Annotated in this window: 12 protein-coding genes; 5 read left to right on the forward strand and 7 right to left on the reverse strand. The window is 39.2% G+C overall.

All coding sequences use genetic code 11. The features are described from left to right. Positions 1 to 506 precede the first annotated feature (506 nt). Both ACXAFE_RS16455 and ACXAFE_RS16460 read left to right on the forward strand, forming a co-directional pair. Positions 507 to 1,880: a hypothetical protein gene (locus ACXAFE_RS16455; protein WP_475154928.1), complete on the forward strand. Its 1,374-nt coding sequence runs from the start codon at positions 507 to 509 to the stop codon at positions 1,878 to 1,880. 107 nt (positions 1,881 to 1,987) lie between these two features. Next, the gene (locus ACXAFE_RS16460; RefSeq protein ID WP_475154932.1) at positions 1,988 to 3,220 is read left to right on the forward strand and encodes an EAL and HDOD domain-containing protein; all 1,233 of its coding nucleotides are present in this window, start codon (positions 1,988 to 1,990) and stop codon (positions 3,218 to 3,220) included. Positions 3,221 to 3,266: 46 nt separating this feature from the next. Here ACXAFE_RS16460 and ACXAFE_RS16465 read toward each other — a convergent pair whose 3' ends face one another. From ACXAFE_RS16465 to ACXAFE_RS16490, 6 genes are all read right to left on the reverse strand, one after another. Beyond that, entirely contained in the window at positions 3,267 to 4,106 is an 840-nt protein-coding gene (locus ACXAFE_RS16465) for an IS3 family transposase (RefSeq protein WP_475150642.1), read from the reverse strand. Next, complete coding sequence (locus ACXAFE_RS16470) at positions 4,106 to 4,591, reverse strand: transposase (protein ID WP_475150640.1); 486 nt, start codon at positions 4,589 to 4,591, stop codon at positions 4,106 to 4,108. The genes ACXAFE_RS16465 and ACXAFE_RS16470 overlap by 1 nt, the downstream gene beginning before the upstream one ends. Before the next feature lie 81 nt (positions 4,592 to 4,672). After that, positions 4,673 to 7,246, reverse strand: a complete 2,574-nt coding sequence (locus tag ACXAFE_RS16475) for a TonB-dependent receptor plug domain-containing protein (protein WP_475154935.1) — start codon at positions 7,244 to 7,246, stop codon at positions 4,673 to 4,675. Positions 7,247 to 7,386: 140 nt separating this feature from the next. Then, complete coding sequence (gene arfB / locus ACXAFE_RS16480) at positions 7,387 to 7,797, reverse strand: alternative ribosome rescue aminoacyl-tRNA hydrolase ArfB (protein ID WP_054979142.1); 411 nt, start codon at positions 7,795 to 7,797, stop codon at positions 7,387 to 7,389. A gap of 137 nt (positions 7,798 to 7,934) precedes the next feature. Continuing rightward, complete coding sequence (locus ACXAFE_RS16485; protein WP_475154938.1) at positions 7,935 to 8,240, reverse strand: DUF1294 domain-containing protein; 306 nt, start codon at positions 8,238 to 8,240, stop codon at positions 7,935 to 7,937. A 332-nt stretch (positions 8,241 to 8,572) separates the two neighbouring features. Then, positions 8,573 to 10,543, reverse strand: a complete 1,971-nt coding sequence (locus ACXAFE_RS16490; RefSeq protein ID WP_475154941.1) for a BCCT family transporter — start codon at positions 10,541 to 10,543, stop codon at positions 8,573 to 8,575. 312 nt (positions 10,544 to 10,855) lie between these two features. Here ACXAFE_RS16490 and ACXAFE_RS16495 point away from each other — a divergent pair, with 312 nt between their 5' ends. Continuing rightward, complete coding sequence (locus ACXAFE_RS16495) at positions 10,856 to 11,785, forward strand: hypothetical protein (protein WP_475154945.1); 930 nt, start codon at positions 10,856 to 10,858, stop codon at positions 11,783 to 11,785. 104 nt (positions 11,786 to 11,889) lie between these two features. On the opposite strand, the gene ACXAFE_RS16500 is transcribed toward ACXAFE_RS16495, so the two are convergent. Beyond that, positions 11,890 to 12,540, reverse strand: coding sequence for a hypothetical protein (locus ACXAFE_RS16500; protein WP_475154947.1), 651 nt, complete (start codon positions 12,538 to 12,540; stop codon positions 11,890 to 11,892). A 403-nt stretch (positions 12,541 to 12,943) separates the two neighbouring features. On the opposite strand from ACXAFE_RS16500, the gene ACXAFE_RS16505 reads away from it, so the two are divergent. Both ACXAFE_RS16505 and ACXAFE_RS16510 read left to right on the forward strand, forming a co-directional pair. Beyond that, positions 12,944 to 13,636, forward strand: coding sequence for a glutathione S-transferase family protein (locus tag ACXAFE_RS16505; RefSeq protein ID WP_475154950.1), 693 nt, complete (start codon positions 12,944 to 12,946; stop codon positions 13,634 to 13,636). A gap of 155 nt (positions 13,637 to 13,791) precedes the next feature. Beyond that, the gene (locus ACXAFE_RS16510) at positions 13,792 to 14,523 is read left to right on the forward strand and encodes a glutathione peroxidase (protein WP_010559376.1); all 732 of its coding nucleotides are present in this window, start codon (positions 13,792 to 13,794) and stop codon (positions 14,521 to 14,523) included. Positions 14,524 to 14,553 lie beyond the last annotated feature (30 nt).

Here is a 14,553-nt window from a genome sequence, read left to right on the forward strand (position 1 = left end):
TCTGGCTGAGCTTAAAGTGCGTATGTATGTAGCAGCTTGTTTACGTTCGTTAACCTTACTCCTTATGTAAACAGTAAGTTATGGCTAATAAAATAATTTTTCATAATAACTACCACGCTCCTACTATAGCACAGCAAACAACAGTCCTAGTAAAACCAATTTAATGCATATATCTACTTAAATTTAATGCTAAAACTTCGAGTAATCGACTAAATTAGTTAAAACAAAACAATTGTTATTATAGTACCTAATTATTAACCAAACGTTATAAAACCGGATTTAAAATAATTAATACTTATATAAAACCACTAACTAGTTCTAAATTGGCAATTTAATAGGCTAACTAGAGTTGATCTTTTCTGGACAAAATTGCTATTGTTACACCATGCCGTTATTTTCATTTAGATGAAGTGAAAGTCTAAGCGACTTGAATTGAAATTAATACTTTATCATTAACGGCAAAAAATTAGTCCCCAAAACTATGTATGCTCTACAAGGATAGAGAAATGACAACAAATTACGCAAAAGTAAAAGAATTGTGCGACCAACTGGTTTCTGATGGAAAGCCAGTGTCGGTTGAGGCCATTTTACAAGAATGTGAAGGCAGCACTGCGAGTATTCTTGCACACTACCAACGTTGGCGCAGTGAGTCGCAAGACACACGCCAAGCCACAGCTGATACAGGGTCATTAAGTGACGAGTATATGGCTGCATTTCACCGCGAGATTAAACGTTTCTCAAATGCTATTAATCGTGATTTCGAAGTTCAACTTGAACGTGCTATTGAAGCCGAAAAGTTCGCTATCCTAAGCCTACAAAAAACAGAACAAATTACCGGTGAATTAACCGAAAAATTACAAATGCTTGAGGCGCGTTTAGAAGAAGAAACAAGCCAATTCAAGCAGACAATCGCTGAAGTCGAAGACAATGCCGATGTTGAAATTGCATCACTAAAAGAACACCACGAAAAGCAGCTTCAAGACCTAACTGAGTCTAAAAATCAAACAATTGAAGATATGCGAATTGCCAATGAAAATACCATTGAGCAATTAAAGGCTAATAACGCTGCAACCGTTGCAGAATTAAAAGAGTCGAGCGAACGCACCATTGCTGAGTTAAAACAGTCTGGCGAAGCAAAAGTCAGTGAGCTTACTGAGAATGTTGCAAGCCAAGTTCAAACTCTTGAAGCGGCACTTGAAGAAAAAGATTCGAAAATCCAAGCATTATTACAAGAGAAAAACTCTACACTTTCTCAGCTGTCACAGTTAGAGCAAACTGCAAATACACATGCAGCGAAAGCAGAGCAGCATAACTCGGAAGTTGAAGATCTTCGCCAAGCAAAAGAAGCTATGCAAGCACAGCTTAAACAAGCTGAGCAAAGCATTGAAATGATGAAGAAACAAAACCTTGAGCTATCACAACATAACCAAGATCAGCAAACAGCGGTTAAAGATGCAAAAGAGCAAATCGAAGAAATGCAGACTCAGCTGGCTGAGGCTCAGAAGATTGCGACAAGCTTTGAAAGTGAAAAAGAAAACTTACTTAAGCAAATGGACTTCGTTAAGAACAATTCAACCGCTACTATTCAGCGCTTAACGCAAAATTCTGATCAAAACCTCGCTAAGATCAGACTACTTGAAGAAAAACTTGTTAGCGAGCAACAAAACGCATGGCGTTATGAGAATGACAACGAGAAGCTACAAGAGCAACTTGAATTTATTAAGCAAAACTCTGCAACCACTGTAGAACGACTAACACGCAGCGCCGAAAAAGCGATGGCACGTGTGCGCGACCTAGAACGTGAAGTAGATGATGCTAAGTTAGAGCTTGAGCAAATACGCGCTCAAAACAACGTTGTGCCGCTACAAGATCAAGCATAACGACATTATTTAGTGAATTGGAAAAGGGTCATTTGACCCTTTTTTATTATTGCAAAAACGCTAAAAAAAGCTAAATTGAAAGGTAAATAGCTAATTTTAAAAATAAATTGAAAATTTACACAGCACGTCAAGCAGTATTAAATCACAAAAAAAGATTAGTCGCTTATGAGCTGCTATTTCGTAATAGCCGCGCTAATTCATTTCCTACCATAGACCCAGTTATTGCCACCTCAAAACTTATCGCCGATAGTCAGTTTATTATCGGGTTACGACGCTTAACCTCGGGGAAAAAAGCGCTAATTAAGTTTCCACATCTTGGTATATTGCAAAAGCAGCCTGAGCTATTACCAAGCAACGATTTTATCGTTGAGTTAATGACCGACTTCGCGCCTAATCAAGAAGTGTATGAAGCATGCCGTAGCTTATTTCACAAAAACTATGTGCTTGCACTTGATCCCTACACCCCCGATTTTGACTGGCAACCTTATTGCAATTTATGCCGTTTGGTGAAATTTGATATTAGTAGAACGCCGTTAAACACGGTAATTGCTGATATTAATAAGTTAAAGCAACAAAAAAACCTCAAACTAATGGCGACAAAAATTGAAACTCATGAAGATTTCGAACTCGCCAAACAACTTGGCTTCGATTACTTTCAAGGGTACTTTTTATGTCGTCCGCAATTAATTGAACAACAAGATATGGTAAGCCACTCACAAACTATGGTGTTGCTCTATACCGAACTTGTAAAAGAAGAGCTCAATTACGACAAAATCGCTAATCTGGTTGAGCAAGATGCTGCGCTTTGCTACAAATTACTACGCTTTATCAATTCGGGTCTATTTCCTACTCGCGAAGAAATTAACTCAATTAAACAAGGCTTGATTTACCTTGGCGACCAAAACGCGAAGCGTTTTTTGAATCTAGTTGTTACCGCACACTTTGCTAAAGACAAGCCTCATGAGCTAATTCGCATGTCGACTATTCGAGCCAAATTTTGCGATGTCATTGCGCAAAAAATCGCACCAAGTTTAAAAAGTAAATCATTCTTGGTTGGTCTTTTCTCATTATTAGACGCCATTTTCGATCGCTCTATGGACGTAATTATCAAGCAGCTTCCACTTGGAAAAGACATTAGTGATGCATTAATTGGCCAAGAAAATCTCAATAGAAACATTCTTGAACTCGTGCTTAGTTATGAATCTGGTAATTGGCAAAAAATAGAATCACAGTGTAACAAACTAAAACTTGATCAAGCGGATTTACCAGCGTTTTATTATGAAGCCATAAAGTGGAGTGATGTTTTATATAACTGCACTCAACAAGAAGACCCGCTATAAAAAAGCCCAGCACTTGTGAAGTGACCCCATTAAGTTGGACTCATTTCTAAGCGGCTACCAAGGCCTGATTTCGATACTCTATCGGACTCAGGCCTTTTAGTTTCAGCTTAATTCGTTTGTGATTGTAATATTCTATATATTCTTTAATGGCATTTTCCAGCTCGGTTGCGCTTTTGTACTCATAACCGTGATACATTTCCGTTTTCAATATACCGAAGAAGTTTTCTGCAACGGCATTGTCTAAGCAGTTTCCTTTACGGGACATACTTTGTGTTAAGCTGTTATCTGCAATGATTTTTCTGGTCAACTGATGTTGATATTGCCAACCTTGATCAGAATGAATGAGCGGTCGCTCATGCCATGCTAACAACTTAATAGCCTTATTTAATGTATCAGTAACTAGACTTAACCTCGGTGAGGTTCCAACCTCATAACTAACAACTTCTTGATTAAACAGGTCAATGATTGGTGACAGATAGACACGCTGGTTAGCTACCTTAAATTCTGTAATATCGGTTACCCATTTTTGATTTGGTTTCACCGCATTAAAATCTCTGTTAAGCGTATTGTCGATATGCTTACCTAGTGCGCCCCTATAAGACTTATAACGCTTCGGCCTCACAGTCGATTGCAGTGACAATTGCTGCATCAAGCGTTGAACGGTTTTATGGTTAATGAGCGTACCCGAGTTGCGTAATGTTGACGTTATTCGCCTGTAACCATACCGTCCTTTGTGAGCATGGAATATAGACTTTATTTGCTGCTTTATCGCATCATATTTGTCGTGACTATCGCCTTTGTTACGATGGTAATAGTAAACGCTTTTCGGTAGCTCACTGGCCTTGAGTAAATGCGATAGTTTAAATTTAGCCTTTAGCTCACTCACTACTTTTGCTTTTTCGTTGTTGGTTTTTCCTGAGCCAAGGCATTCCACTTTTTTAAGACAGCATTCTCCGCTCTGAGGTACTCAAGCTCTTCTCTTAGTTCTTTTTCAGTCATTTCTTTCGAGTTTTTAGCTTTGGCAGGCTTGCGCATGTTTGCTCTGAGTGGTTTCAAGTGAGTTAATTTTCCCGAATTATAAGCGCAAAACCATTCGGATAACATGCCGGGAGAAGACAAGTCAAAAAAGGCACTAGTGTAAGTTAAAGACCATCCTTCCCGTTTCATTCGTTGAATCATCGCTAGGCGAGCTTCTTTTATGTAAGGTTTTTGCTTATGCAAAAAAGCATCTTTGCCATGAAGACGAAACACTAAACACCAATACCGAATTTGCCGTGAACTAACATTGAATTGTTTTGAAAGCAGACGTGAACCTTTGGTATTGGCTTGAGCTGCTACTTCTAGTTTGAACTCTCTACTGTATGTAGACATAAAAAGACCCCCAGTAATTGGAATGTCCAACTATTGGGGGTCACTTCATTGGCTGGGCTTTGACGTTATATAACTTATATATTAAAACATATAGCTTAATTTCACGTAGTAAAAACCACCGTTGTAGTCGTACGGACCACTTTCGTAATATTTAGCACCTAGTACGCCATACGAAGCACTTGGTAGTTTTTGTGCTTCTTGGTCGAAAATATTATTCGCACCTACAGCTGCTTTAAAGCTCTCATTAATGAAATAACTCACTTCCGCATCAAAGGTAAATGATGAATCCGCAATTTCATTCCAACAACCGTCTAAACAATCATCATCAGCATGCACTGCGAAGTATTCGCCGAAGTAATTAGCGCGCACAAACATGCTAATATCATCCCAGTTTTGCGTAATTGTGAACGTAGCACGGTGCTGAGGCATGCCTTCTTCTAAACGTTTCACCTTACCGTCGCTTGTAGTTGCAGGGTTAAACGCGTCAACCGTTGTTTCATTCCAGTTATACGCTAACGCAAATTTTGTTGCGCCATTGAGTAAATCGGCAGAATAGTTAGCAACAATATCAACACCTTGTGTTGTAGTATCAAAGTCATTTGCAAAGTAGGTAACCGCCGAGATTAACTCTGGGTTTTGTACACCAAGCGCTCTAAGTTCAGCATAATCTTCTTCACGTACTGTAATTTGACTAGACTGCGCGATACGATCTGTTACTTCAATGTTGTAGTAATCAACTGTTAAGAAGAAGTCATCATACTCATATACAGTACCTAATGCATAACTTGTTGACTCTTCTGGTGTCAGCTCTTTACCACCATAAAATGCAGAAAGTGGATCTGTTGGCGGCGCTAAGAAACTTTGAATTAATTCACCGCCTACAAGTGATGTTGCCGTGTTTACCACATTTGCCTGACCAACGGTCGGTGCTCTAAAGCCGGTACTTGTTGAACCACGAACCTGCCAATCATCTGAAATAGCATATTGCAGCGTTAATTTGTAGTTCGCTGTATCGCCAAAGGTATTATAATCTTCGTAACGAAGTGCTGCGCCAAATAGCAAGCTTTCTGTTAAATACGCTTCAGCGTCAACATATGCCGCCCAGTTACGACGAGTATTAGTTCCTTGAGATTCAGGACCAAAGCCTTTAAAGCCATGTGAACCAATATTAAAGCCTTGGTCTGCGTAAGGTCCGGCCTTCCATGATGCTTCTTCACCTGACACTATTTCAAACGATTCTTCTCTAAATTCAAAACCACCGGCAAGGTTTAGAGGATCGTCCAGACCAACTTCAAGTGATTTAACTAAATCAAAGTTAAATGTCTTTTCAAGTTGAATATATTTACCCGTATCAAAGTCCACTGGCGTGTCTAAACCAAGTGATGGGTTAAGCGAGTTATAAAGGTAGAAATCCGCTGCATTTCGACCAACTGAGCCGCTTAAATCAAAATAAACTTCATCTAACCAGCCACCACTAATCTCGCCTTCAACACCCATGGTAAGCGATGTATCAACGATGTTGCCAGCAAATTGAGGCGTGTAACCACCAGGGAAAATCATGTTCATTGAGAAACAGTTAGGATCAGCAACCATATCTTTATATGCTTGTGTATCAAGTACATTCGGTACGTTTGCTGGTACAACAGCACATGTTCTAGGACCGCCATTTGCTTGACCAATATCACCTATTAGCAAAGTTTCGCCGCCATCGTTTGAATAAACATTACTGCGGTTATGTGGATTACGATAATAAAAGCCACCTGTTGCATCACGTTCAGAATAGTTACCAAACATGTAGAATTCTTTATCATTACCTAAATCAAGGCCCACGTTACCAAAAACTGACAAGTCGTCTTCGATTTCTGGATTACCCCATACTTGCGCAGGATCATTGATGTAAGTGTTACCTGCATCAGCGAGACCTCCAGCGTCTGGACGCTGAACTGAGCGGCTTGTCGCATCAGCATTTTTTAATGCGAAAGACAAGTTAGCAAAGCCGTCATCGGTAAATGGCATGCCAATGTTACCCTCAATTGTGGTTGTGTCGCCATCACCTTCAAAATACTCACCGTATTTAACTGTGATACTGCCACCTTCGGCTGAATCTTTTAACACAAAGTTCATTACGCCTGCGATGGCATCTGAACCGTATTGCGCTGCAGCACCGTCACGAAGCACTTCAACTTGTTTTAAAGCGATGCTTGGAATTACCGAGATATCAGGTCCTTGTGCACCATCATTCACACCACCACCTTGAAATGCAATAACCGATGCACGGTGACGTCGTTTACCATTAACAAGTACCAAAGTACTGTCAGACGATAAACCACGAAGGTTAACAGGACGAATTAACGTTGCGGCATCACTGATAGGCTGTTGACGCACATTAAATGAAGGAACTTGGCTTACAAGTAACTCTAGCATGTCAGACGAACCATGCTTTTCTAAATCCTCACCACCGATAATATCAATCGGCACAGGTGAATCGGCGATTGAACGTGGCGCAGAGCGTGTACCTACTACGGCGATTTTTTCGACGTCTTTTTTAACCTCTTCGGTGTTATTTTCTTCTGCTATTGCAGAATAAGACATGGTTGAGACGAGTGTTGATGAGCAGGCAAGTAGTATTGCCTTACGTAGCGCTTTAATTTTCATAATTTCCCTAGCAACTTAGTTAATTATTATGTAAATATGTTTAACATACTATTTACATAAATAGACTAAATTGGGGATTTTTCAAGTATAAAATTGAATAAAATGTATCGTTAGCGCATTTTTTATACTAAAACAGTAAATTATCTAATTTTTCCTCTCAGCGCTTTTGTATGACTGTGTTTTTTCTTACTGTCTAGCCGCTTTCGTTGAGAGCTTTTTGTCGGTTTTGTTGCCCTGCGTTTTTTTTGCACAACCATCGCCGATTGAATAAGCGTTTTAAGCCTGTCCAGGGCATCTTGTTTGTTTAACTCTTGAGTTCTAAATGATTGCGATTTAATAACAATAACCCCATCATTAGTAATGCGGCTGTCATTTAGGGCTAATAGCTTTTCCTTATAAATTTGTGGCAAGGTGCTGCGTTTAATATCAAATCGTAGGTGAATTGCAGTTGCCACTTTATTTACATTTTGCCCACCACTGCCTTGTGAGCGAATCGCTGTTAACTCAAGCTCCCAATCGGCAATACTGACTGAATTTGAAATTTGTAACATTTAAAACCCTCTGTTACGTTGATTGATAAAATTAGCGTGTTTCGCATTTAACTCTATTGAGACGGTTATAATCATAAAACCGGATTAAACAACTCACGCGCATTCAACTGCTAAAATAGTGGTACTGTAATAGCGTGTTAGCCATTAAAATCGGTTAAAACAGGTAGTAACGCCAGCACTGCAACACACAAAATATTTACACTAATTGTCAGCAAAAACCATTTTCGAAACGGTTGTTTTAGTGTTTTATGCCTAAAAAACGCTTGCGCAAATACAGCACCTAACCAGCCACCTAACACATCATAAATATGAAGCGTCGATTCTGGGACTCGCACTTTATCTTTTTTTGCTTTGTACTTATCAATACCATAAACAATAAAGGTGAAAACACTCATCACGGTGTATGTAGGGACGAGCCAAAACGGCAATGACTTTAACCACACTAAACCGGCTATTACTAGGCAAAATAATATTACAAATAAGATCATTAAGATGGGAAATCAGTTATATAAATAAGCACCACGCAGTTTATCAGATTACAGACGTAGGGTTTGTAATATTCAAATCTATATAAGTCCTGTTAAATAACTAATTTGGTAGTGAGCAATAACTATGCAACAGTGCCAAATTTAATTGCTTTTGTTTCTGTTTCAACAGTCTAATAAACTTTTTATATGAGCTACGCTCTCATTCACAGGGTACGAGATAGCAAAATATCAAGCAACGTTAGCCAGCACACATAAAAAAGGGCGACACACAGTTCGCCCCATTTCATTTAGTTATTGCTTACGGTAACCGTCTCATCGCGTAACAAATGTAAAAAGTGCATATGCTTTTGGTATTGATCAATTACATCGTTAATAACCGCATTCTGTGACCATCCCATAATGTCGTAGTCTTGACCACCTTCTACTAAATGCACCTCAGCGCGATAATAACATTCCTCATCTTCGTCGCTGTTAAAACTCGGTTGTACGTGTTTTTTCTTATGAACACCGTAAACAAAGTCATGTTCGTCGCCATGATACACTTTTAAAATAAGCCCTGAATCTTTAACAATAATTTCGGTTTGAATATCATTAAGTTCGAATTGATTTTTCAACGCTTTAAACGCGCGCTTTACGACTTTATTAATAAAATCCGCGGTGTTCTGTTTGTCAGGCGTTGACACAATATTATTGAGTTTTTCTTGCCAGTCTTCACCATCAACATAATGATTTGTCGGCGTTATGTTCATTTGTAAACTGTCCATCTTTGCAGCTTCAATTTGCAGCGCTTTAACCAAACCAAAACACGCAAATAGCAACACGATAGCAAAGGGTAACGCGCTCGCAATTGTCATGGTTTGTAATGCGTTCAAGCCCCCCACTAAGCTTAACACCGCAGCCACCACACCAACGCCGATAGCCCAATACAAGCGTTGCCAAAGCGGTGTATCATCCTCACCATTTGAACACAGCATATTAATTACCATTGCGCCTGAATCGCATGACGTTACAAAGAAAATAACAATCATTAATATCGAAAGCCCGGTTAAGAATGCACTCCATGGAAAGGCTTCTAAAAACACAAACAGAGCAACGGCCGAGTCATTACTTACCATCTCCATTAACGACACATAACCTTGCTCTACAACAAGGTAAATTGCACTGTTACCAAAAATGGTCATCCATAATAGTGTAAACGCCGTCGGTACAACCATTACACCTAATATAAATTCACGAATGGTACGCCCTTTTGAAATGCGGGCTATGAACAATCCAACAAACGGTGCCCAAGCAAGCCACCATCCCCAATAAAAAATGGTCCAACCACCAATCCAACTTTTCTTTTCATAGGCAAACAAATTAAATGTATTTGACACAATTTCAGACAGGTACTGACCCACGTTTTGCACATAAGCCTGTAGTAAGAATACCGAAGGCCCAAGTACAAAAATAAAAATCAACAAGGCAATGGCAAGCAACATATTAGTTTCAGACAAAATCTTAATGCCTTTATCAAGCCCAGTTGCTACTGAAATAGATGCAAGTGCAGTAATTGCAAGCATAATAAGCACTTGGTTAAGTACACTTACATCAATATCAAATAAATAGTTTAGCCCAGAGTTTACCTGGCTTGCGCCAAGCCCAAGTGATGTGGCCACACCAAATACCGTACTCACAACCGCAAACACATCAACTACGTGCCCTTGCCAGCCATAAATCTTATCGCCAATAATTGGGTGTAAAGCAGAACGAAGCGTAAGCGGTAAGCGATGGCGATAACTAAAATACGCAAGCACCAGGGCCACAATGGCGTATATGGCCCATGCATGAAAACCCCAATGGAAAAAGGTTATTTTCATCGCTTCTCTAATTGCATCAAGGGAGTTGACTTCAGCTGTTGGCGGCGATACATAGTGCATAATCGGCTCAGCCACACCGAAAAACATCAAACCTATGCCCATACCCGCTGCAAACAGCATAGCTATCCATGTTGATAACTTATAATCTGGCGTAGAGTGATCCGGCCCGAGTTTTACCGAGCCAAAGCGCGATAAACTCAAATACAATACAAAACCGAGGATTATGGCAACCGCCAATATGTAGAACCAACCACCATTGGTAACTATGGTTGATTGCAATGAGTTATATAGTTCGTTGGAAAATTCTGGCGCCATAATCGCCACAATCAAAAGAACCGATATAACAAAAGACGCAGGTAAAAAAACCGCTTTATTTAGAACATTTGTTTTATTTTGCATAAGTCAGGGAATTTGCTTAGTACTCTAATTATTATAATGCAATATCGAGATGTATTCTTAACTTTTTATATTAACGAGGCATTTTTGAAATTAAACCTCTCAAAATAAAATGTTAATCCACACTAATTTCAAAAATTAAACTATCACTTGAAATAATTCGACATCTTAAATACATCGAAACATTTGTGTTCACATTTTTAACCACATTGTACTTTTTAATAAACGAAGGTTTGGTTTTTATGTTCAAAAAACACTCAACTTTAAATTTTCACTGCCGATGACAAGTTATGGATAATTGTAATTGGATGACACATGAAAATTGAAAGCGCAAATGTAAAACTTGAAAACACGTATGTCAGTGAATTTGAATCAGAGCGGCGAGAAACTCCTATCACCCCGCCACGCGCACCAAATGTTGAGAAGGTAGAACATTCTTTAGAGGATATTTCACTCGAAGATGATGCTAAAATTCATATTCTAAAATTACTTATTCAAGAGCTTACCGGCAAAGAAATTGATTGGTTTGACAAAAACGAAATGGAACAACCCGACGCAAGCCAACCAATAGAAGCAGACACGAGTCAACCCGATGGTCCTATCGAAGTTATCGTTGAACGACTAAACCATGAACATCAAAGTAACGACCTAAAACTTTCGGGAGAGCTCAAGCTTGAAAGTGGTCGGGAGATTAGGTTTGAGTCCAAGTTGGCGTTTGAGCAAACTCATACCGAGTATCAACGGTCAATTGAAACCATAAATATGAAAGACCCTCTCGTGATTAGTTTTACCAATAAGCCGGTTTCGTTAAGTGCCAGTGAACACGGTTTTGATATCGACGCTGATGGTGAACAAGATAAAATTGCACATCTTGACAAAGGGTTTGGCTATTTAGCACTTGATCGAAACAATAACGGCAAAATTGATAATGGTAACGAGCTTTTTGGTGCGCTAAGTGGTAATGGCTTCAACGACCTTAGCCAATACGATGAAGACGACAACGGCTTTATTGATGAAAATGACAGTATTTTTCAGTCGCTACATGTATGGGTTAAAAGTGAGAAGGAAGACAAACTTATATCGCTAAGTGAGGCAAATATTGGCGCCATAGGGCTACAGCACGCCCAAACGCCGCTTAATATTCGTAACGACGGTGAACTTAAAGGCGCCGTCCGTCAGTCGGGATTTTATTTGAGTAATAACGGACAAGTCGGTTTATTACAACAAATTGACCTTGTGGTTTAAGTCTTTACTTTAAACTTTGAATGTACAATTTAGTGCGGGCCCATGTGTTTTGTCGAGTTATTTTAATTACGTCGTTTACAAAACACAGGGTTGCCCCATATTCCTTACTTACTCGCTAGCAGACGTTTTTTCTCTTGCTTAAACTGTGCATTTAATTCATCAATTAATGCTAAAAGCACAGTTTGATCATCATCACTTAGCGCTAACTTTGTTTGCAAACGCGAATCAAATGGGCTTTCTGCTATGTTCGATAAATGATTCAGGTATGCATCTGTATGCAACAACATTGCAGTCACTTTACTTTGAATATTAAGCACACACAAAGTGAGATCATTTGACGCCAGCATTTCTATTTGTTTAACCGCCAAGCTTATTATTAATTGGTCATCTTGAACCGTCTTCCGAGTATTGCTGATAAGTGCCTGAAATTCTTTTTTAAGCTGAAGCTCTTTATTTGGGTTATTGAGCTCTACCGCAGCATTTGTATCTTCTAAAAAGGCTTTTGATGCTGCATCTAGCTGTTCAGCGATTTCAGATTTATGACGAAAAATCATTTCGCCCAATAACGTTTGAAATACCAGAAGTTGGTTAGCCGTTATTTCGAATAATTTTAGGTGTGCATGCCCTGCTATATTATCCGTAACCGCATTCTCTTTTTGTTGATGCTGTTTAAAAAGAATAATAAAAATCAGCACAACAATCAGGCTTAAAGCAATTTGTGCGTTATTTTCAATCAGTAAAATAATGTCAGACATAAGTAGTGTTTGCTTTTTTGCTTAATTCAATCATGGTTTTAGAGATTTTTGAAGCGTTATCAGTTAGTCTGGTCATTAAATATACATAAACATCACTACTGACACCGCCTGACAAACAAGTCATTATTATTAGGGTCTGTGGATCTTTCAAGTTCGTTTTTGCAGCAGTTTGATGGGGTTTATACAAGGCAGAGGCTGCGTGGCATAGTTATTCTATGTGAGTCAGCCGATAACACAGTAGAAAACCCAATTAAGCCCTGCCGAACGGTTCTTTTGAGCGCACTTTCTCATTCGCTTAGATTGCTAGGCCACACATCGAGCACCGCGATAAAAGCACGCTCAAAAAGAACAAAAGTAGAACAGCAAAGATCTACAGACCCTATAAACAACAAGGACAGTAATTATGATAACACTCTACGAGTTTCCGCCCGCTTTTGGCCTTACCAACGCGAGTCCATTTGCGCTAAAGCTTGAAGCTTACTGCAAATTGGCCAAGATAGAATACCAAGTCAAATATCGTATTGATTCAGAAAAAATGCCAAAAAAGAAGTTTCCCGTGGCATTGATCAACAATGAATTAGTTGCCGATTCAAATATTATTCTCGCGCAATTAGATCAAACCGCGCAACTTGATGCTTCACTGAGCGACGAGCAGCATGCACTCGGTTATTTGATTAAAGAATTAATTGAAGAGAAGTTGTATTGGTGCTTAGTTTACAGCCGCTGGGTTGATGACGCGTTTTGGCCGACGACTAAAGCCGAGTTATTTTCTGAAATGCCCGGGATTCTCAAACTCTTTGTGCCAAATTTAGTAAGAAAGAACTTAATTAAAAGCATTTATGCGCAAGGACTTGGGCGGCATTCAAGAACGCAAATATATGATTTTGCAATTGAAGCAGTAGCGCATTTGGCTAACTTATTGGGAGAAAAACCTTACTTTGTATCTGATTACATGACTCAATATGACTGCGCTGCCTATGCAACATTGACCAATCTATTAAATGGAAAACTTGAAACGCCAATAAAAGCAGCGATTGAGCAAAAGCCTAACTTAGTGGCTTACATCAATCGCTGTTATAAATCATGTGGTGTTTAGCTAGAATTAACGTCGTTAAGGTTTTAGCTTAGGTAAATTAAAGTCAAACCATCGATTAAATAGATTAATTACACCCATTTAATCCATTAGAGCTTAAGTTAGTTAATTGGCATACTAAGCTCAGTTAAAAAATACAGATATTAGAAGGGCGTACCATGTTGAAAGATATTTCAGGACAATCAGTACCACAAGTCACTTTACCAATTTTTGCTAACAACGAATGGCAAACAGTAACAACAGATGACTTATTTAAAGGCAAAACAGTGGTGGTATTTTCACTACCCGGTGCATTTACACCAACCTGTTCATCAACCCATTTGCCACGCTTTAACGAACTTGCCAATACCTTTAAAGCGAATGGCGTAGACGATATTTTATGTGTATCGGTTAACGATAGCTTTGTTATGTCAGCATGGGCAAATGACCAAGAAGCTGACAATATTCGCTTAATTCCAGATGGTACAGGTGAGTTTACCCACGGCATGGGTATGCTTGTTGACAAAAGCGCGATTGGCTTTGGCAAGCGCAGTTGGCGTTACTCGATGCTGGTAAAAGATGGCGTAATTGAAAAAATGTTTATTGAACCAGAAGTAGACGGCGACCCGTTTGAAGTATCAGACGCCGATACCATGCTTGATTACATTAACCCTAATGCGGTTAAACCAAAGCCTGTTGCATTATTTACGAAACCGAACTGCCCATATTGCCAAAATGCAAAACGATTACTCGATAAGCATGGCTTTAATTATGAAGAGATTGTTCTGGGTAAAGACGCAACGTTAACAAGCTTAAAAGCTATGTCGGGGCGAGAAACCGTGCCACAAGTCTTTATTGGTGGTAAGCACATTGGTGGCTCAGACGATTTAGAAAGTTACTTTCAGGACTAACCATATATAAAAAGGCTGCATCTGCAGCCT

Source organism: Pseudoalteromonas sp. ABV4_021 (assembly GCF_056159365.1).

Bases quoted from the DNA above. Each gene is read 5' to 3' on its own strand.
- ACXAFE_RS16475 (WP_475154935.1), bottom strand. From the start codon at position 7,246: ATGAAAATTAAAGCGCTACGTAAGGCAATACTACTTGCCTGCTCATCA.
- ACXAFE_RS16510 (WP_010559376.1), top strand. From the start codon at position 13,792: ATGTTGAAAGATATTTCAGGACAATCAGTACCACAAGTCACTTTACCA.
- arfB (WP_054979142.1), bottom strand. From the start codon at position 7,797: ATGTTACAAATTTCAAATTCAGTCAGTATTGCCGATTGGGAGCTTGAG.
- ACXAFE_RS16490 (WP_475154941.1), bottom strand. From the start codon at position 10,543: ATGCAAAATAAAACAAATGTTCTAAATAAAGCGGTTTTTTTACCTGCG.
- ACXAFE_RS16455 (WP_475154928.1), top strand. From the start codon at position 507: ATGACAACAAATTACGCAAAAGTAAAAGAATTGTGCGACCAACTGGTT.
- ACXAFE_RS16505 (WP_475154950.1), top strand. From the start codon at position 12,944: ATGATAACACTCTACGAGTTTCCGCCCGCTTTTGGCCTTACCAACGCG.
- ACXAFE_RS16470 (WP_475150640.1), bottom strand. From the start codon at position 4,591: ATGTCTACATACAGTAGAGAGTTCAAACTAGAAGTAGCAGCTCAAGCC.
- ACXAFE_RS16495 (WP_475154945.1), top strand. From the start codon at position 10,856: ATGAAAATTGAAAGCGCAAATGTAAAACTTGAAAACACGTATGTCAGT.
- ACXAFE_RS16500 (WP_475154947.1), bottom strand. From the start codon at position 12,540: ATGTCTGACATTATTTTACTGATTGAAAATAACGCACAAATTGCTTTA.